Raw genomic sequence first — 15,698 nt, 5'->3', positions numbered from 1 at the left:
GCCCGACCGATTCAAAAGTGTCATTGGACGGCAGATTCCGAACGCGCGATTCTTCTGTTATGATCACGCAGCCCTACCACCTCTATGTCGAGCGTATCGCGCCGGAAAAAAACATGGCGCGGTTTTACGCGCTCGCCGTTCAGCCGACATTGTTCGGCGAGGTGTCGCTTGTACGCGCCTGGGGGCGGATTGGAACGCGCGGACAGCAGATGGTGCATCTGTTCGACAACGAGAGCCAGGCCATCAATCTGTTCTTTGACGTGCTGCGCGAAAAGCGCAAACGCGGCTATCGCCCGAAACCACCTGTGGACATCAAGCGGATCTGACCTTCGTCTCCATCGTCACCGATGACAATCCAGTCAGAAGCTGACACGGATTTTATCTTTGACTACAAGATGCGAGGAATTGCATGACCACCACCAATGAAATCGCCGACAAGATTGCCGCCGACAACGGCCTGACGAAGGTTCAGGCCAAGGGTATCGTTGAAGCCGTCTTCCAGGCAATCTCCGATGCCGCAGGCTCCGACGCTGAAACCTCGATCCCCGGCTTCGGCAAATTTAAGGTGAAAGCTTCGCCTGAGCGCGAGGGTCGCAATCCTGCGACCGGTGAGAAGATGACGGTTGCGGCTTCGAAGAAGCTGACCTTCGCGCCTGCCAAGGCGCTCAAGGATGCACTGAACAAGTGATCCCTGACTTGGAGAGCCCCGCCTTGTCGGGCGGGGCATCCAGTCTCAGTCCCGGTTCGACCCGGACCAGATGAGGGAGAGTCCTTCCTCGCCTTCGACCTCGATCAGCGTTGCGTAGATCGGGGCCGGAAAGCTTGGATCGTCGAGCTTTACCGAGAGGTAATCGCGGCCTTCGTTCGAGGTCTTCTTCCAGGCGGCGCCGAATTCCGTGGCTCCTGCGAGGATGCGGTAGTCAGGGCCCTTTTCGGAAGTGCGCTCAACAGTGCGGATGGTTGCCTTGACGTTGAGGTTGAGGGTCTTGATGGTCCCGGAGAAGCCGTTGCCCGAAGCGGTGAAAGAGCCGATGGTTGCCATTGTCCTATTCCTTTTCGGTTGTTCGGGCCGCGTCCATCGCGGCCTCGATGGCAGTCGATAGGACCGGAGACGATCAGCCTGCACCTGAAAGGCCGAAACGGAGTGGAGGACGGCCAAAGGAGAGGCTTTCTTGCCTCGCGAGGAATGGGTGCTTCAGCGCACAGGGGAAGAAAACGAGCCGGCCGTTGCGGATGCCGATCGAGCCGAGCATCGCGAGGCGGTCTTTGGTCAGACATGCCCCATCGAGACCGCAGTGGACATGCCAGCTGGCAGATGAAGGGGCACGGCATGGCATCTTCGGTTGTGACAAGTGGGCTGCGTTGCATAGCGCCTGCAAGACTCAATCGAATGGATGAGACAACGCCACATGTGGGAGATTACCGGAACGGAACTTTGCATCCTCTCGCGTAGATGGTTTTGAGGCCATGCCTGGACGAAATCATTGAGGCGCGCTGCTCCGTCGCACGATGCACCCGACCGCACGCACCTCTCCAGAAGACCGCTCTGACATGAATGATCTCGGCTATCTCCCAAACCAAGTCGTCCCACAGTTTCGCTCTACGAATTGAAGCGGGGATCCGTCTTTCCTGCGACCATGATCTTTGGCTTGAACTGTGACTTCCGGGCAGGATCTCCGCACAGGTCAGTCAGAACGTTTATGACCGCGCCAGAGGAAGAGGGAAACAAAACTCCTCCGTGATTACGTTACATGAGATTGCCCAGGCACTGGGTGTGAGCCATGTCGAACTGGTCACGGCGGACAGAGAGATTTAAAGCAAATGGCTCGGCCTCGCCACTCAGATGTGATGAGTCCACTCAATCTACCAGATCGAAACGCCTCTTCACTTCCTATCCAGATGCTATTATATATTCTCCACAAGGAGAATGATTATGGCTCAGATTTCACGCGTCTACACGCCTGCAGAAGCAGCCGCCGTCAGCGAAATTGCCGTGAAGTCGGTGCATAACGCAATCGACAAACGGATTATCGCCCGACGTCTCGCTGGAAATGAAGGGCGCGCGCTTTCCGACGATGATTTGCTGCGGCTCAAGCTCTGGTACGGCGTCGGCTCAATCCTGTCGGCTGAGCTTCGCCAACGGCTGTTCGACACCATAGACCAGAATCCAGATGCCGATACTGTTCGAGCAGACGATTATCTGATCGTGGATGTTGCCCGGGCCCGGGAACAGCTTGCTGCGCGTGCGGAGGCACTACGGGAAGCGGAACGCGTTATCGGATCTGTAAGGGGTGTCCTTGGCGGCGAACCGGTCTTCAGCAAAACCCGTGTTCCGGTCAGGACGATTGCCGCCATGAAGGCCCACGGCGCGACCACCGAGGAAATTGTCGACGGGTATCCTTCGCTCACTACGCGTATGGTAGAACTCGCAGAGATCTGGACCGCTGCTCACCCGGCACGGGGCCGGCCCCGCAAACTTTCCGACCTTGGCGCGACCGTGAAATCTGTAAAGCGTCTCTCACTTCCGAAGGCCGCTAGCAAATCGTCCGGCAGCTGATCTCGTGAAGTTCCTGATTGATGAGTGCCTGCACACGTCTCTCGTGGCCGTCGCTCAGGACAACGGCCACGATGGCTTCCACGTAAATTGGCTCGGCTTGAGCGGCGAGAAAGACTGGGATCTGATGCCGCGCATCGTGGCGGAGGACTACACCTTTGTGACCAACAACGCGCGCGATTTCAGGAAACTTTACGGCAATGAAGAGATCCATGCGGGATTGATCATCATCGTGCCTCAGGTTGTTCCGGCATTGCAGCGCGACCTGTTTACGCTCGTACTGGAGGCAGTTGCAGGCGGCGAGGAAGTCCTGAACGAGGTGATCGAGATCAGCATTGAGGGCGATGAGGCAGTTCTCACACGCTATTCGCTCCCGGCAAACTGAGAACATCCTTAATTCACTCGTTCCGAGAACAGCGGCTCGATCCGGTCACTTTTTGGGCTCCGATCCTAGTCGGATCGATCCTGATACAGCGTCGTCGGGTTTGGTCGGAGTTTGCTCTGGCATTTCCAAAGATCCGTCCTCGCCAGCATCCTCGGCCTCCACGGCGAACGCTGTGCGACCGCGCTACCCGTATCCTCAGCCTGAAAAAGGCCTCATCCTTGAACTTGCCCGGCCGCCGAACGTGGATCGCGTCATCGAACAACTGCGGGAAAACCTCTTCGCTCCTCGGATTATCATACCAATTCGCAACGACACGAAGGATTTTGGCGAACATCGCTGTGCCCATGCGCAGGTTGGCGCAGGGGTCAAGCTTCAGTTCAGAAGCATCCTTCGCCTCGATAACCGAGGGGATCTTGGCCATGCGTATTCTGGAGACTGCGCGAGATGCCGGCCGGAAGTATGGCATCTCGCTGATAATGATCTATTAATCGATCGGCCAACTGCGTGAAACCTATGGGCGCAACGCGTCGAGCAAATGGTTCGAGTGCGCAAGCTGGATCAGTTTTGCCGTATCAACGATCCGGCAACCGCCGATTACATCTCTCGTCGATGCGTGGTGACGACCGTAGAGATCGATCAGGTCAGCCGCAGTTTCCAGTCACGCGGCTCGTCTCGAACGCGCTCAAAGCAGTTGGTCGCCCGGCCACTGATCCAGCCGCATGAAGTGTTGCGCATGCGGGAGGATGAGCAAATCGTTTTTACGGCCGGCAACCCGCCACTCAGATGCGAGCGCGCCATCTGGTTTCGGCGGGAAGATATGACAGCCGCGTCGGACGGAGCAGGTTTTGGCAGCGCGAAGCGCCTGCCGACAAAAAAAATGAAGAGCATCGGAGAAATCAGCATCGCGACGACCGACAGGGCGTGATTTCGGGAATTCTCGTCATGCATCGGTCGGATATGGGGCAGCCTCAGGAGGCTTAGCATAGCGCCGTGCAAGCGGAAGCCGGGACCGACTGCCCCCGACAGAGGCATTCCGCTTCAGACGGTTGCTTACTCGCCGGAGACACCCACTGTCAGTCCGTCGAAAACCTCCATCATCGCGTCGGTTATGGCTTGGCCAAGAGCGTTGCCACTCGCGCGGACGTCGTCCTCAGAACCATCGCGGGCAGCACGTGCAAGATCAAAGCCCTGAGCCGCAACAATCTGCTTAGCGACTTCGATGGCCCAGAGGCCAAAGTCGCCGCGGTTGTCGATCTGGATTGCGTCTTCCATCTGTCCTCCTGAATTTGCTTCGGAGGTTCTTTCCATAGACATTGCGCAATGACAAGCGCGAGGCGCTGATGTTGACCAGGGTCCCATCCAAGGTCTCGCCAGGACATGGAGCGGCCGGCGAGAACCATGGTGTTGAGCTGGAGGTACCGGCCCGGCGAACCGGGCCACACTGCCCCATGCGATATCGTTGAAGCTCGAATCGCAACCTGGAGAGACAATGCGCCAGCAGACCAAGCCTTCGTCGTCGAACGAAAACCAGCTAAGAACCCAGGCATTGCTAGCCGATGGATGCTGACTCTGGAGCGACTAAGGAACGCGGTTGTTGCACCTCATAGTAAGCCAAGACCGGATCTGGCCAGCGAGCAGCCTGAGTATCAGTCTGCCACCTGCGCCGCACGGGTCGAGCGCATCGATTTCGAGCGTCCGGTTGGTCTCTGGGAGTGCCGAGGCAACCTCGTCTGCATAGATGACGATGTACTGGCTGTTTCCGACTTCGTAGCGCTGGGTCTGCCTTCCTTCGGCGCCAGCTTTCGACGATAGGTCAGCCGAACAGGGCTTTCGTCAATGCCGGGAGTTCCCCTAGGCCTCCAACCGCCGTGTAGCGCGGCAACACCATCATTCGGCCAGCCGGCAGGGGGCGTTAAGCGGTTTTGCCTCGCTCCACGGCGCGCTCATCCAAATCTCGCATTCTTCCTTCGTCGTCAGAAGAACGGGCATGGCCTTCGGATGGATGGGCTTTACGATCTCGTTGGGGTCGGTCGTCAGGAAGGCTTAGAGGTCGTGTTCTCCCTCGCGCGGTTGGGCGTGAGCGTGGCGATCAGAAACGCTGACTGATCGACGGAGTTGATTCAGTAGCTCGATAGGCGGTGCGATGGGTCGCCCAGTTCTCTGCTCCGGCATCGTGACCACAGTTGCGGACGGAGACGGTTGTACCACGTCCCGCGCAGACTAGATGACGGGGGGGAATCTTTCACCTCTAGCCCTGACATAGAAAACGCGATCACCATCCTCTCCGACCATTGGATCACACTCCATTGCAGCGATCCTACGAAGTCCATCGAACGTAAGACACCGCCCTTAATCCCTAGCTGGACTTCTCCGGATAGGGTTATATGGCGAACGGCTGCCTTGTTGTTTTTATCAACTCAACGCTGGTCGTTGAGCTACCGGATGGTAACTCCTGGGATCAAACTGGAGATGAAGCATGTTCACCCACGTCATGATTGGTAGCAACGACCTCGAGCAGGCCAGACGCTTTTATGATGCCACGTTTGCTGCGTTAGGTGGAAAGCCTGGCGAGGTGGATGAAAGAGGGAGACTGATCTACCTCCACGAGGGCGATCGGCTTATGATCACGAAGCCAATCGATGGCGGGCCAGCCACCGCTGCAAACGGCGGGACTATCGGTATCTCGGCTGTAAGCCACGATCAGGTACTGGCCTGGCATGTGGCTGGAACCGAACATGGGGGTACCGCGATCGAGAGTCCTCCTTCCGAGCGACCTAACGGATCGTTCGTTGCTTACCTTCGTGACCCGGACGGAAACAAGCTGACTGTGCGGTCTCAGCCGACGAAATGAACCAACTGCCGCTACCCCTCCGCCCCGCTCGTCTTTTCCGCAGCCGCATAATAGCGGGCTTCGAATGCGGCCTTGTTCATCGCGGCCGGCACGACCTTCTTGTCACCACCGGGCACACGGTTGATGCGCGGTTGGCCGACCATTTCCGTATTGCTCGCGAGCACGGACTTCTCACGATCCGCGACGGCCTCGTCCCCGGACACCACGCGCTCTCTCGCCTCGTTGCAGCACGAGACGCGGGCGTTCAAGCGATTTGGGATCTCTCCCACTATCACCGCAATCAGGATCCGGTGCGTTGTGCTCGCATCGCGTCCGAAGCGGCACTTGCGGTGAATGGAAATGAAAAGCTTTGGCTCTGTCCTGTCAACGAGCCGTCGCTCTATCCAATAATCGCCGGGATGCCGCGTCACGAAGCTGTCGAGATGGCAGTGCTGATGGCAAAGGTCGCTCGGGATCATCATCCCGATGTCGGAATTCTAACGAACGACCCTATCACGGGAGTGGGGGAGCGCCAGTTCGAGGCGACAGACGCAATCGTTTCCGCGGTGGATGTGGACGTCGTCGGGGTTAACTATTACCCGCATACGGCCCGAACGTCGCTCGTAAAGGTCTTGCTTGCGACATGGAAACGTTACCGCAAGCCGATCATGGTGTCGGAGACAAGCTGGCACGACGGACATCCCGTCCACCACCGCCGATATCCCGGCCTCAACAAGGGCGGCTGGCTTCGGCACGTGCTGGAGCAGGTTAATATCGCGGTGTTCCATGGTGCTGTCATAGCCGGGGTGTGCTGGTATCCCATCGTCGACTGCCCTCCTTGGCATCGACCATTCTCTGGTGACCGCTGGAGCCACGGCCTGATACGTTCTGACCTGTCTGTCGACCCGAATCTCTCGGCTGAACTTTCCGCCCTGCGCTTTCGGGCGGCGGCATAGTCCCGACTGAAACCTGACCAGGCCGATGGGCGTTAACATGGCTATGAGCGCTTAAGCTACACGAGACGACGTCGAACCGACGACTGAAGCCGACACCAGGCTCGGTGCTGATGTCAGCGTTCCGTTCGATAGAATGACCGTGGAGCAGTTCCGGAAACGATTCCCCTCGCACGGTGGAGTGCCGCACGCCAAGCATGGTTCGTCCCTGGCCCCGCCGCCTCCCGTCGGTTTACGCGGTGGCTTGATTGCCGTGACTACCATGGTAGCAGTCGCGTCTTGTGGATGAGCGTTCGATGTATTGGTTAACGTTAGGTTGACTACGTATCGCATATCTTGCAACCAATCTCGGATTGGGGCGTACAGTCACTTATGACCAACGATTACCCGAGATTATGGCTTGCAGCGGCTATCGAAGCAAAAAGCCATAGGCAGATGTATGCAATCGCTTTGGAGATCGGGGAGGCCGGAACTTTGGCTTCTCCGGAGATTCGGAAGGCAGCTCGAAATCTCGCTCGTTCGCTTCACGGCGTAATCGAACTACCGATTGCGGACGCAAGCGTGCTAGCAAAAGCTGACCGAAGGTTCGTTGTGTTGTGCGAGCTCTTGAAGAAAGCTGCTTCTGGAACACCGCCAAGTCTCGCTGCGTAAGCGAGTTCTCGTGAAAGTGCGTATCTGCTGCCGCCGATAATTCCAACAACAAAGTATGGAGTGTGCCGCGCACTTAGCCGAAGGCTTTGGCCTCGCGCTCGATTTCGCCGGTAGCGCAGCCGTCCAACCGAGGAAATCGGATGCGGATAGCTGGTTCCATGCTTTGGATACTCCGACAAATCGCAACCTAGCGCATGTTGTTAGAGCCGGATACTGAAGGCAGCCCACGAGCTGCGAAAATTTGGCCAAGCGAACCAGCGCAGACACCCTTGATCGCCTGATTGGCAACTACGCGCCCGCCAAAGCATTCAGTGTAATCAGAGGCCCATGGTTATCTAGGTGAGGGAGGTCGCTCGCGCGATGGCGTACCCGCGCCGCGTAGTGTTCAAATTAGAACCCCTATGGTCAGTTGGGGTGACGAGGGCGGTTCAGCTCCGCTTCTATTGTGAATTCCGTTTTCGGTAGGTTTGACTCTTCTCATTGAAGCGAGGAGAACATAGAGCGAACAAAGTCAATTCACGTCAGGTTTGAAGATGATACCCACGACCCAAGCTAACGCGCCTGATAAGAATGAGACCGATCCGGTAGATGTTATCCTTGCTGCGCACCACGGCGATGCCGTAGCAGCCTTACGTGAAGTTATTGCTGATGCGTCCTTTCTGCACGAGCAACTAAGGGCGGCATCGTCGTTTCTCAGCTATGGAGCGGCGAGGGGATGGCGGCCGAAATTTACCCGAGAGTGAGCGTTCGTCGCAGGTGATGGTCCTAATGGAAGATATTAACGACGTTCTTACGCGTGAACCAGAAGGACCAGCCAGTGCCGTCGAGCCGGCTCGCCGCCCATGGCCTGGATGTCAGCTGCTCGGAGCGCTTCATCGAGCCTGGAGCATGCCCTACAATGACACTGATTAATTCACTCACCGTCATCTTCTACCGATAACCGGCCGCCGATGGTTATGAGGAGTGAAAGTACGGAATTCTGTGGCGTAGCGATCGTTTTCATGACCATCCTTCAAATCTTAAATTTCTGGAGATGGCATGCCAAAGTTCATTTTGCATATTCAGGACGGTGTCGAGGCAGAGGTCGAGATTGACGTCGCGAATGCCCACACGGCAGTGAACGATGGTTATAACGCGTTGGCCATTTTTGTGGCTCGTAAGTTTCCACCTGCAGAGAGCATCACCATAACAGTGTCTGACTCCTCGCGGGGACTTATAGCGGTACTAGGGTTCACCTTCTCAGTTCAGTACGCGCCTGGCTTCCTGTCGTGAGGAGCAAACAGGCGACACTCCGATTGAGAATGTCGCCTGCTCTGCGGTCGCTTTAGGCGGCGGACCTTACGACCGCTGAGACTTAAGCATCTCTAGCCAGAGACGTTCCCCTTCTAAGCCCATGGTACGATCCCGTACAATCGTGGGTTACTGTCATTTTCGACGAGTGTTGCTATCGTCAGCGAAACATTGAAGGTTCATATGACGACTGAGAGACGCCGTGAGATATTCGAAGCGGTCCGAAACAGAGCCCACGCACTTGGATTGCAATTCGAGGACGATCCCACGTACCTAAACGCTGTCGAAGAGTGGATTGTGGGATCGATCACGGCAGAGAGTCTTCGAAATCACTACCAGGAGCTTTTGATGGGCCGCGAGAAAGAGAGGCGATTAGCGTACTTCGTCAAGCACTGCCTCCAGGAAGTCTGATGATGACCAAATTCGGTCTCCGCATGGGGGCGGTGTCGAAGAGAAAAATTCCGTTGTTTCCTTTGAACTTAACCCCCCGCTGCCATCCGTTCAGCGGTGGTTGAGCGGCGGCTCAACGGTCCAATCGTAAACGGTTTGGTACACAACAGCAGCTAGCTCGCCTTAAACCCTACCGCTCCCTGAATCTCGCCCTATCTCCGTTTTCCAATAATGGAGGATGTGAATTGAAAAAGCTCGCAATTATAGTCATCTCGATAATGACGGCGTTCACGGGGTATGTCCCGGCTCAGGCAATGCCAAGGGCGCCGATTGCCGCCTCTACGCCGGCGACCGACGTTCAGCAGGTTCAATACAGAGACGACAACCGCCGCTATGTTCCCCGGGGCGAGCGCCGCTACAGCAATCGCTACGATCGTTATGATCGCAGAGACAGGTACGATCGCCGCGACCGTTACAGCAACCGCCGCTACGATCGTCGTTATGATAACCGCCGCCGCAACAATGCGGGTGCTATCATCGGCGGCCTCGCTGCAGGCGCCATCATCGGCGGCGCGATCGCTTCGCAGAACCGCAACGGCAGCAGCAGCTGCGCAGCGCGTTACCGCTCGTACCGCGCCTCTGACAACACGTATCAGCCCAGCTCGGGACCACGTCGCGTCTGCCGCTAAGTTTTGAATGACACGTTGTTAGTAGATCCCGTCAGCGATGACGGGATTTTTTTGGTATCTGGCGAAGGGCAGATAGGCGCCGCGCCAAATGCAATTTCCGCTCAGGACGGTCAGCAACGGCCGCGGAGCCCTCGGCAGCCAGGAGCCGCCGAAGGCAATCCAGATGACTACTGACGTGGAATGATCACGTTGTGACCGCGGTCGGGCCTATCACCACCCCAGTTTCCAGAGTTGTCGCGATCCGGCCGCGTCGGTCTTTCCGGTCTGTCTGGACGGTCGGGCCTGGTTGGCCGATCCGGACGGTCTGGTCTGACCGGTCGATCGGGACGACCTGGTCTGTCTGGACGATCTGGTCCGCCATCCCAGCCACCTGGACGATCAGGTCGCCCATCCCAACCGCCCGGACGATCTGGCCTACCGGACCAATGGCCGGGGCGGCCTGGCCGGCCATCCCAGTGGTCCGGGCGGCCATAATGGCCGTGGTATCGGACGCGATCTCGACGCCAATAGTAGTCCGATCGGTCACCGCGATCGTAGACAGTTTCGTACGTCGAGTAGCCGCCAGTCTCGCTGACGCAGCCCGCAAGCGTCAGGCACGCCAAACCGATGGCAACCGCTCCTCCAAAACTTCTCATTTTCATTGTCAAGCTCCCTCCATGTGTCGGGACAGCGTCTGTCGACCGAACAAGCTCCTAACAGAAAAGGCCGGGGCAAAAGCCACCGACCTCATCGCTGCTCTACCGCGCCAGTACATCCGTGGTCGTGGTGAGCATTCGAGGCGAAAGGTAGGATCATTTTTGCCCAAAGCAAGAGTCGCAGCCGACGGTCGACTCCGCTGCACGATGAGGGTCTTTCCAAGGGATGCGAGTAAAGTTGTGGATGGGGTCGCGCCCTCTGCGCCGGGTCGCTTAGGTCAGCAGTGCGAAATCTGGCCGTTGCGCTGTTCATCCCCATCGATACACGATGCGACGCCGCGGTTGCCTTCCCTAAAGGACCCCCTCCCGCGGCTGAGGCTCGACGCGGCGGACCACGTCGAATCTGCTTCGAGCGTCGCCTGCTGCCCTGTCTATGGGGAAGGCGATTATAGGCGCGACAGGCGGAAGCGTCCAATGGTCCTTGATTTCTCAATCCGTTGCTGGTCACATAAGCGTGCCCCTCGGGGTACGGGTGTGACAGTACTTGGGTGCTGTCTGATGGGACCTTTGCTCGAAATATCGGCCCGTCGCTGGAGCTACCACCGCAATCCAGCGGCAAGCTCACGACACACTAACGGCCGCGCTGATCGCGTCGTCGGCTTTTTGCGTAGTCAGCGTCGGAGTCCTTCTCGGGTAGCGAGCAGCCAAGCATGGCCCGTTTGAAATATGGCTGGGCCTTTTAATGTATTGGTAACGCTGTTTGGCGTAGCGTCGGAACCAGTGACATACCTATGGCTTTGTAACCATAGGAGGCTCCAATGACTCGTATTTCCACGATTGCCACAGCCGCGTTCGCGTTCATCGCTATGGGTGTCGTAGCAATAGACTTCCTCGCCTACTGGTGAGCGAAAAAGCCAGTTGGCTTCGCGTGCTCTTCGGTCTATCTACGCTCGCCATCGAATATCATTCGGGCTGGTAGCTGGAGGTCTAGCGTCGCGGACTGCACTCTCGGGTGTGCGCTAGACCTCCAGCTAGGGCCAGATCTAGGTTATGGCAAACATCGCCAGCGATCATTACATTCTAACGATCGTGGTGTTCCCCAAAATTTACTTGCCACGGTAAAGGCTCGGTGTTGGGTATTCCCTTCCCGTCGACGCTTGCCGGCCTCACTTTTTATGGGTGACTTTCAGCAATTGCGGCAGCGGCACGCAAATGCTCACTAAGCCGAACTGCCTTCTGAGGACGGGGGTAGTCTGGGAGAGCCGACCGCGCCGCCGCGATAGTTGGCTCCCCATCAGACTCATCGGGCATCCGGCGGCATCGATGACGCGAGCAATGGCCGGCACCGTACGGATCATCGTCAGAATCAAGCTATTATTCTTCAACGTCTCGACTTGCCTAATCTTAGCTGGTCAAACACGGCAACGATTTGAGGGGCTCGCCGATGGCATATGAATGGGACTGTTCGAAAGTTCGGAAAGCCTACAGAGTTAAGATGGCGGTCGCATGTGTGGTCGCTCTGGTGCTGGCTGCAGCGCCGCTTATTCTTATTGTCATTGGGCTCGAATAACTGGCTGTTACTCATGTCGGTAGCTGCTAGCGAATCAGCCTCTTGCGCAGTAGTTTAAAAATGTCGCGATGGTCCTTGCTTCGATCGCGGCAGAGGCTCGGCGTTGGGGCTCCAATTCCCATGCGACCGCCGAGCCTCACTACGTAGAGCCAGCGGATCCAACTGTCTCACGGCCATCTCACTTCAGGCGTCATCAAGGAGACGAGAATGTCTTCGATGCCGCCCTCGCCGAGCTTCTCCTTCAGCACCAGTCCGGCAATCTGGCTCGAACCTGAACGCGCAACGGCGTTCGTCGCAGTCGCTCGGGTGACCGAAGACCGATGGGTGGCGTGCAAGGTCCTCGACTCGATCGACTTCGGCCTCGAGGAAGGCGGTGAACTCGTCTTCGAACCACGATCTGCCATGAGATACGGGCCTCGCACGATGCCGTCGCGATCGACGACGTCGCCAGCAGTCCGTATTGCGACCACCACACGCCGCTCCAATACGGCTTCCAAAGCTATATCTCCGTTCCGATCATTCATAAGGACGGCACGCTCTTCGGCACCCTGTGCGCGATCGACCCCAAGCCAGCTCTGGTCGACGACAAGAAGACCATGACGATGTTTCGACTGTTCGCGGAGCTGATCGCCAGTCACCTGGATGCCAGACAGCTGCTGATCGAGACCGAAGAAAACCTGCGTCAGGAACAGGAAGTCGCCAGCATCAGGGAGCAGTTCATCGCCGTGCTCGCTCACGACCTGCGCAACCCCCTGGCTTCGATGACGGCCGGCACTCGCATGCTCGCAAAGGCGCCGCTCGACGACAGGGCCCGGTCCGTGGTCGCCCTGATGCTGAAGAGCGTCGACAGGATGTCGAACGTCGTGGACAACGTCATGGATTTCGCGCGCGGACGTCTCGGCGGAGGCATAACTCTTCGGCTGACAGATGCCCCTCTCCAGCCGACACTGGAGCAGGTGGTCGAAGAGATGCGGAGCGTCTGGACCGATCGTCGGATAGAGGCCGAGTTCGACATCGCTCATACCGTACGGGTCGACCATCCAAGGCGCGCATAGCTGTTCTCCAATCTCCTGGGCAACGCGCTCACTCACGGGTCGCTGGACTGTCCGGTCACCGTGAGGGCATCGACAACGGAAGAAGCCTTCGAATTATCGGTCGCGAACGCCGGGGAGCCTATTACGCAGGAGGCGATGGAAAGGCTGTTCCAGCCGTTCACGAGGGCAAGGGAACACACGTCGAGAGATGAGCTGGGGCTGGGCCTGTACATCGCGTCCCAGATTGCGCTGGCACATGGCCGGACGCTGACGGTAAGGTCCTCTCCCGAGGAGACGCGGTTCGCGCTGCTGGTGCCATCGGGCAACTGAGCAGGGTCTTGATTAGCGTGGATTTTTTGGGAGGAAACATTTTCCTCCTCGCAACTTGGGAACGAATGGAAACATCCGAATTCGAAAAGCTCTCCCAACCGATCGCACTCGTCGTCGACGACGAACCGCTCATTCTCATGGATACCGCCGACATGATATCGGAGAAAGGCTACTCGATCGTCGAGGCGTCCACGGCGGACCAGGCCTACGCGTTCCTGGACAGGCACTCGTCGCTCCAGCTCCTGTTCACAGATGTGCAAATGCCCGGAGAGTTAGACGGGTTCGGCCTTGCCCGTATTGTCGCGCAGCGATGGCCGCATATCCGGGTCGTGATCGCTTCCGGTGCGGTGGTACCGGGTCCTAACGACCTGCCGGGCAATGCCAGGTTCATCAGCAAGCCGTTTACGCCAGATCTGGTCCACGATGTGTTGGGGGAGCATGGCCTGCCACGATAGGGTCTCGTTCCGAGTAGCGCGACGCGATATGATAGTTTAGGGCTTCATCATTCAAGGGTCTGTCGTGATGGAGAGAATTGCGGTGCCGATTTAAATGTCCACGCCTACCACGAACTTCGCGGCGATCCTTAGGGGAATGCCACAGCCCTATCTTGTGCTCGATACCGATCTCACGATCGTCGGAGCCAGTGACGCGTATCTGGCACTAACCGACCGCACACTCCAGGATATCGTGGGTCAGAGCATTCTTGTGGCTTTTCCAGAGAACCCGGACGGCCAAGGAATGGTCGAGCAGGGACCTCTCGAAGTTTCCCTGCGCCACGTCCTTAGAACGGGCGAGCCGCATGAGATGGCGGTCATCCAATACGACATTCCGCAGGGCGACGGCGGCTTCGCACAAAAGTTCTGGACCCCGGTTCACACCCCGGTAGTCGGCGACGACGGCAAGATCGAGTACATCATTCAGAACCCGATGGACGTCACGGAAAGCGTCCTGCAGGCTAAGGAGGCTGACGCTCGCCTGAGGGTCGCGCTTCATGCCGCCGATCTCGCGAGCTGGGAATACGAACCGGAAACCGATCTTTGGCGGCGCAGCCAGTCCGTGGATACGCTCTTCGGTTTCGAGCCAGGCGAGGGCGGCCCTGTCGCAGCCCCCTTCTTCGCGAGGATGCATCCCGACGATCTGCCGTCCGCGAAGCAGGTCGTCACCGAAGTAATGGCCTGTCCAGACACGACCACTATGAGGTTCGACTACCGTATCTTACTTCCCACCGGGGAAGTTCGATACGTCTCTTCAAAAGGAGAAGTGTTGCGGACCTCTACGGGGAAGGTCCGCATGATCGGCGTGTTGATGGACGTCACGGCCGAGCGTTTGAGGGAGGCGGAACTGAGCAAGGCGCTCGCCGCTCAGGCCGACCTCGTCGAGCAGAAGGACCTCCTACTCGCAGAGGTGAACCATCGGGTCAAGAACAGCCTCCAGCTTGTCGTCAGCACATTGCGACTTCAGGCTCGAAAGCTGCAAGACCCCGCTACCAAGGAAGCGTTTGACCAGGCGATCTCCCGCGTCAGGGCCATCATCTCTGTCCATGAGCGGCTATACAGAAGCAGCAACTCACTAAGCGTGGATATGGCTGACCATTTGACGAAACTTTGTCTCGATCTCGTCGGCGACGCTTCACGCACCGTAATCGTCGATGCCGATGCGCTAGAGTTACCGACCGAGCGGGCGATCCCGATCTCGGTGGTCGTCAACGAGCTGCTAGCCGGGGCGCTGAGAGTGCAGGACGAGGAAAAGCCGATTGTCGTTTCTCTGAAGACGGTAGCCGACGGCCAGGTCGAACTAACTGTTGCAGGGCCAGAAACGTTTTTACCGCCAGCCGACGGAGGACTGAGGGGTAGACTCATCGCCACCATGGCCGCGCAGCTTGGGGGCATGGTCGACGAAGCCAAAGCTCAGGACGGCTATCGCTTCAGACTTGCCTTCGCAAGGACCGAACGATGACGGCATTGCGGGTTATGATCGTCGAAGACGAAATGATACTGGCGCTCGATCTCGAGGACATGCTGCTCGACGCAGGCTATACCGTTGTCGGCCAGGCATCCGACATGCCCGAGGCGCTGGCCATAGCCGAGGGCGTGGAAGGCGGGATCGATGTCGCCATCATGGATATCAATCTCGCGCGGGGCTCGAACGGCGTCGAAACAGCCGCAGCCCTCAGGAAGCTGTGGAACATCCCGTCCCTGTTCGTCAGCGGTAACCTGGACGAACGAACTCGGCAGATGGCGATGGAATGGCAGCCGATCGGTTTCGTCGGAAAGCCATACTCGGAGCGTGAGGTCCTAACCGTGATCGGGACAGCAGTCACCTGAAGTGCCCCGATATCCGTCGCTTTGAAGTGTAGTTGAGAGTAAGTGAAATTGTCGACCTGAGTT

At 57.8% G+C, this 15,698-nt stretch carries 20 protein-coding genes and 4 pseudogenes; 16 read left to right on the top strand and 8 right to left on the bottom strand.

Going from position 1 to position 15,698, the window contains the following annotated elements; all coding sequences use genetic code 11:
- Positions 1 to 59: 59 nt before the first annotated feature.
- Positions 60 to 326 (top strand): WGR domain-containing protein, encoded by a 267-nt coding sequence (locus AC0JZ8_RS00835; RefSeq protein WP_471891363.1) that lies wholly within the window; start codon positions 60 to 62, stop codon positions 324 to 326.
- An 83-nt stretch (positions 327 to 409) separates the two neighbouring features.
- Entirely contained in the window at positions 410 to 688 is a 279-nt protein-coding gene (locus AC0JZ8_RS00830; protein ID WP_430252184.1) for an HU family DNA-binding protein, read from the top strand.
- A gap of 45 nt (positions 689 to 733) precedes the next feature.
- Here AC0JZ8_RS00830 and AC0JZ8_RS00825 read toward each other — a convergent pair whose 3' ends face one another.
- Positions 734 to 1,042 carry a DUF736 domain-containing protein gene (locus AC0JZ8_RS00825; RefSeq protein ID WP_471891362.1) on the bottom strand — a complete coding sequence of 103 codons (309 nt, stop codon included), beginning with the start codon at positions 1,040 to 1,042 and terminating at the stop codon, positions 734 to 736.
- 506 nt (positions 1,043 to 1,548) lie between these two features.
- On the opposite strand from AC0JZ8_RS00825, the pseudogene AC0JZ8_RS00820 reads away from it, so the two are divergent.
- The 3 genes and pseudogenes from AC0JZ8_RS00820 to AC0JZ8_RS00810 all read left to right on the top strand — a co-directional run.
- A pseudogene (locus tag AC0JZ8_RS00820) lies at positions 1,549 to 1,717 on the top strand (IncP-type conjugal transfer protein TrbI); the annotation flags it as partial.
- A 216-nt stretch (positions 1,718 to 1,933) separates the two neighbouring features.
- Positions 1,934 to 2,557 carry a DUF433 domain-containing protein gene (locus AC0JZ8_RS00815; protein WP_192088145.1) on the top strand — a complete coding sequence of 208 codons (624 nt, stop codon included), beginning with the start codon at positions 1,934 to 1,936 and terminating at the stop codon, positions 2,555 to 2,557.
- A gap of 4 nt (positions 2,558 to 2,561) precedes the next feature.
- Positions 2,562 to 2,939 carry a DUF5615 family PIN-like protein gene (locus AC0JZ8_RS00810; RefSeq protein WP_430252187.1) on the top strand — a complete coding sequence of 126 codons (378 nt, stop codon included), beginning with the start codon at positions 2,562 to 2,564 and terminating at the stop codon, positions 2,937 to 2,939.
- 13 nt (positions 2,940 to 2,952) lie between these two features.
- Here AC0JZ8_RS00810 and AC0JZ8_RS00805 read toward each other — a convergent pair whose 3' ends face one another.
- Positions 2,953 to 3,360, bottom strand: a complete 408-nt coding sequence (locus tag AC0JZ8_RS00805) for a lysozyme family protein (RefSeq protein ID WP_471891361.1) — start codon at positions 3,358 to 3,360, stop codon at positions 2,953 to 2,955.
- On the opposite strand from AC0JZ8_RS00805, the pseudogene AC0JZ8_RS00800 reads away from it, so the two are divergent.
- Positions 3,359 to 3,864 (top strand): annotated as a pseudogene (locus tag AC0JZ8_RS00800) (type IV secretory system conjugative DNA transfer family protein); the annotation flags it as partial. The gene AC0JZ8_RS00805 and the pseudogene AC0JZ8_RS00800 sit on opposite strands and share 2 nt — an antisense overlap.
- A gap of 125 nt (positions 3,865 to 3,989) precedes the next feature.
- Here the strand turns inward: AC0JZ8_RS00800 and AC0JZ8_RS00795 are convergent.
- On the bottom strand, positions 3,990 to 4,211 hold the full coding sequence (locus AC0JZ8_RS00795) for a hypothetical protein (RefSeq protein ID WP_471891360.1): 222 nt from the start codon (positions 4,209 to 4,211) through the stop codon (positions 3,990 to 3,992).
- 541 nt (positions 4,212 to 4,752) lie between these two features.
- Positions 4,753 to 4,982 (bottom strand): annotated as a pseudogene (locus AC0JZ8_RS00790) (hypothetical protein); the annotation flags it as partial.
- Positions 4,983 to 5,415: 433 nt separating this feature from the next.
- Here AC0JZ8_RS00790 and AC0JZ8_RS00785 point away from each other — a divergent pair.
- Positions 5,416 to 5,790, top strand: coding sequence for a VOC family protein (locus AC0JZ8_RS00785; RefSeq protein ID WP_430252192.1), 375 nt, complete (start codon positions 5,416 to 5,418; stop codon positions 5,788 to 5,790).
- Between the two features lie 11 nt (positions 5,791 to 5,801).
- On the opposite strand, the gene AC0JZ8_RS00780 is transcribed toward AC0JZ8_RS00785, so the two are convergent.
- Positions 5,802 to 5,933, bottom strand: coding sequence for a hypothetical protein (locus AC0JZ8_RS00780; RefSeq protein ID WP_471891359.1), 132 nt, complete (start codon positions 5,931 to 5,933; stop codon positions 5,802 to 5,804).
- Between AC0JZ8_RS00780 and AC0JZ8_RS00775 the strand changes: the two genes are divergently transcribed.
- The 3 genes from AC0JZ8_RS00775 (at position 5,922) to AC0JZ8_RS00765 (ending at position 9,742) form a co-directional block, all read left to right on the top strand.
- Positions 5,922 to 6,725 (top strand): glycosyl hydrolase 53 family protein, encoded by an 804-nt coding sequence (locus AC0JZ8_RS00775; RefSeq protein ID WP_471891358.1) that lies wholly within the window; start codon positions 5,922 to 5,924, stop codon positions 6,723 to 6,725. The genes AC0JZ8_RS00780 and AC0JZ8_RS00775 overlap by 12 nt on opposite strands.
- 1,686 nt (positions 6,726 to 8,411) lie before the next feature.
- Complete coding sequence (locus AC0JZ8_RS00770) at positions 8,412 to 8,645, top strand: hypothetical protein (RefSeq protein ID WP_471891357.1); 234 nt, start codon at positions 8,412 to 8,414, stop codon at positions 8,643 to 8,645.
- 653 nt (positions 8,646 to 9,298) lie between these two features.
- Positions 9,299 to 9,742 (top strand): BA14K family protein, encoded by a 444-nt coding sequence (locus AC0JZ8_RS00765; RefSeq protein ID WP_471891356.1) that lies wholly within the window; start codon positions 9,299 to 9,301, stop codon positions 9,740 to 9,742.
- 184 nt (positions 9,743 to 9,926) lie between these two features.
- Here AC0JZ8_RS00765 and AC0JZ8_RS00760 read toward each other — a convergent pair whose 3' ends face one another.
- The 3 genes from AC0JZ8_RS00760 to AC0JZ8_RS00750 form a co-directional block, all read right to left on the bottom strand.
- Positions 9,927 to 10,328: a hypothetical protein gene (locus AC0JZ8_RS00760; RefSeq protein ID WP_471891355.1), complete on the bottom strand. Its 402-nt coding sequence runs from the start codon at positions 10,326 to 10,328 to the stop codon at positions 9,927 to 9,929.
- A gap of 1,215 nt (positions 10,329 to 11,543) precedes the next feature.
- A complete protein-coding gene (locus tag AC0JZ8_RS00755; protein ID WP_471891354.1) occupies positions 11,544 to 11,747 on the bottom strand; it encodes a hypothetical protein in 204 nt (67 codons plus the stop codon).
- Positions 11,748 to 12,114: 367 nt separating this feature from the next.
- Positions 12,115 to 12,444 carry a hypothetical protein gene (locus AC0JZ8_RS00750; RefSeq protein WP_471891353.1) on the bottom strand — a complete coding sequence of 110 codons (330 nt, stop codon included), beginning with the start codon at positions 12,442 to 12,444 and terminating at the stop codon, positions 12,115 to 12,117.
- On the opposite strand from AC0JZ8_RS00750, the pseudogene AC0JZ8_RS00745 reads away from it, so the two are divergent.
- The 6 genes and pseudogenes from AC0JZ8_RS00745 to AC0JZ8_RS00720 all read left to right on the top strand — a co-directional run.
- Positions 12,382 to 12,525: pseudogene (locus tag AC0JZ8_RS00745) on the top strand (GAF domain-containing protein); the annotation flags it as partial. The gene AC0JZ8_RS00750 and the pseudogene AC0JZ8_RS00745 sit on opposite strands and share 63 nt — an antisense overlap.
- 18 nt (positions 12,526 to 12,543) lie before the next feature.
- Positions 12,544 to 13,002, top strand: coding sequence for a sensor histidine kinase (locus AC0JZ8_RS00740; protein WP_471891352.1), 459 nt, complete (start codon positions 12,544 to 12,546; stop codon positions 13,000 to 13,002).
- A gap of 60 nt (positions 13,003 to 13,062) precedes the next feature.
- Positions 13,063 to 13,311 carry a sensor histidine kinase gene (locus AC0JZ8_RS00735; protein ID WP_471891351.1) on the top strand — a complete coding sequence of 83 codons (249 nt, stop codon included), beginning with the start codon at positions 13,063 to 13,065 and terminating at the stop codon, positions 13,309 to 13,311.
- A gap of 65 nt (positions 13,312 to 13,376) precedes the next feature.
- Positions 13,377 to 13,766 (top strand): response regulator, encoded by a 390-nt coding sequence (locus AC0JZ8_RS00730; RefSeq protein WP_471891350.1) that lies wholly within the window; start codon positions 13,377 to 13,379, stop codon positions 13,764 to 13,766.
- A gap of 94 nt (positions 13,767 to 13,860) precedes the next feature.
- Positions 13,861 to 15,267 (top strand): sensor histidine kinase, encoded by a 1,407-nt coding sequence (locus AC0JZ8_RS00725; protein ID WP_471891349.1) that lies wholly within the window; start codon positions 13,861 to 13,863, stop codon positions 15,265 to 15,267.
- The gene (locus AC0JZ8_RS00720) at positions 15,264 to 15,635 is read left to right on the top strand and encodes a response regulator (protein WP_184656177.1); all 372 of its coding nucleotides are present in this window, start codon (positions 15,264 to 15,266) and stop codon (positions 15,633 to 15,635) included. Before AC0JZ8_RS00725 ends, AC0JZ8_RS00720 begins: the two co-directional genes overlap by 4 nt.
- The last annotated feature ends 63 nt before the right edge of the window (positions 15,636 to 15,698 follow it).

This window comes from Velazquezella soli, assembly GCF_977018685.1.
This window is presented reverse-complemented; position numbering and strand designations above follow the sequence as displayed.

Bases quoted from the DNA above. Each gene is read 5' to 3' on its own strand.
- AC0JZ8_RS00835 (WP_471891363.1), top strand. From the start codon at position 60: ATGATCACGCAGCCCTACCACCTCTATGTCGAGCGTATCGCGCCGGAA.
- AC0JZ8_RS00830 (WP_430252184.1), top strand. From the start codon at position 410: ATGACCACCACCAATGAAATCGCCGACAAGATTGCCGCCGACAACGGC.
- AC0JZ8_RS00825 (WP_471891362.1), bottom strand. From the start codon at position 1,042: ATGGCAACCATCGGCTCTTTCACCGCTTCGGGCAACGGCTTCTCCGGG.
- AC0JZ8_RS00815 (WP_192088145.1), top strand. From the start codon at position 1,934: ATGGCTCAGATTTCACGCGTCTACACGCCTGCAGAAGCAGCCGCCGTC.
- AC0JZ8_RS00805 (WP_471891361.1), bottom strand. From the start codon at position 3,360: ATGGCCAAGATCCCCTCGGTTATCGAGGCGAAGGATGCTTCTGAACTG.
- AC0JZ8_RS00795 (WP_471891360.1), bottom strand. From the start codon at position 4,211: ATGGAAGACGCAATCCAGATCGACAACCGCGGCGACTTTGGCCTCTGG.
- AC0JZ8_RS00785 (WP_430252192.1), top strand. From the start codon at position 5,416: ATGTTCACCCACGTCATGATTGGTAGCAACGACCTCGAGCAGGCCAGA.
- AC0JZ8_RS00780 (WP_471891359.1), bottom strand. From the start codon at position 5,933: ATGGTCGGCCAACCGCGCATCAACCGTGTGCCCGGTGGTGACAAGAAG.
- AC0JZ8_RS00770 (WP_471891357.1), top strand. From the start codon at position 8,412: ATGCCAAAGTTCATTTTGCATATTCAGGACGGTGTCGAGGCAGAGGTC.
- AC0JZ8_RS00740 (WP_471891352.1), top strand. From the start codon at position 12,544: ATGACGATGTTTCGACTGTTCGCGGAGCTGATCGCCAGTCACCTGGAT.
- AC0JZ8_RS00730 (WP_471891350.1), top strand. From the start codon at position 13,377: ATGGAAACATCCGAATTCGAAAAGCTCTCCCAACCGATCGCACTCGTC.
- AC0JZ8_RS00725 (WP_471891349.1), top strand. From the start codon at position 13,861: ATGTCCACGCCTACCACGAACTTCGCGGCGATCCTTAGGGGAATGCCA.
- AC0JZ8_RS00720 (WP_184656177.1), top strand. From the start codon at position 15,264: ATGACGGCATTGCGGGTTATGATCGTCGAAGACGAAATGATACTGGCG.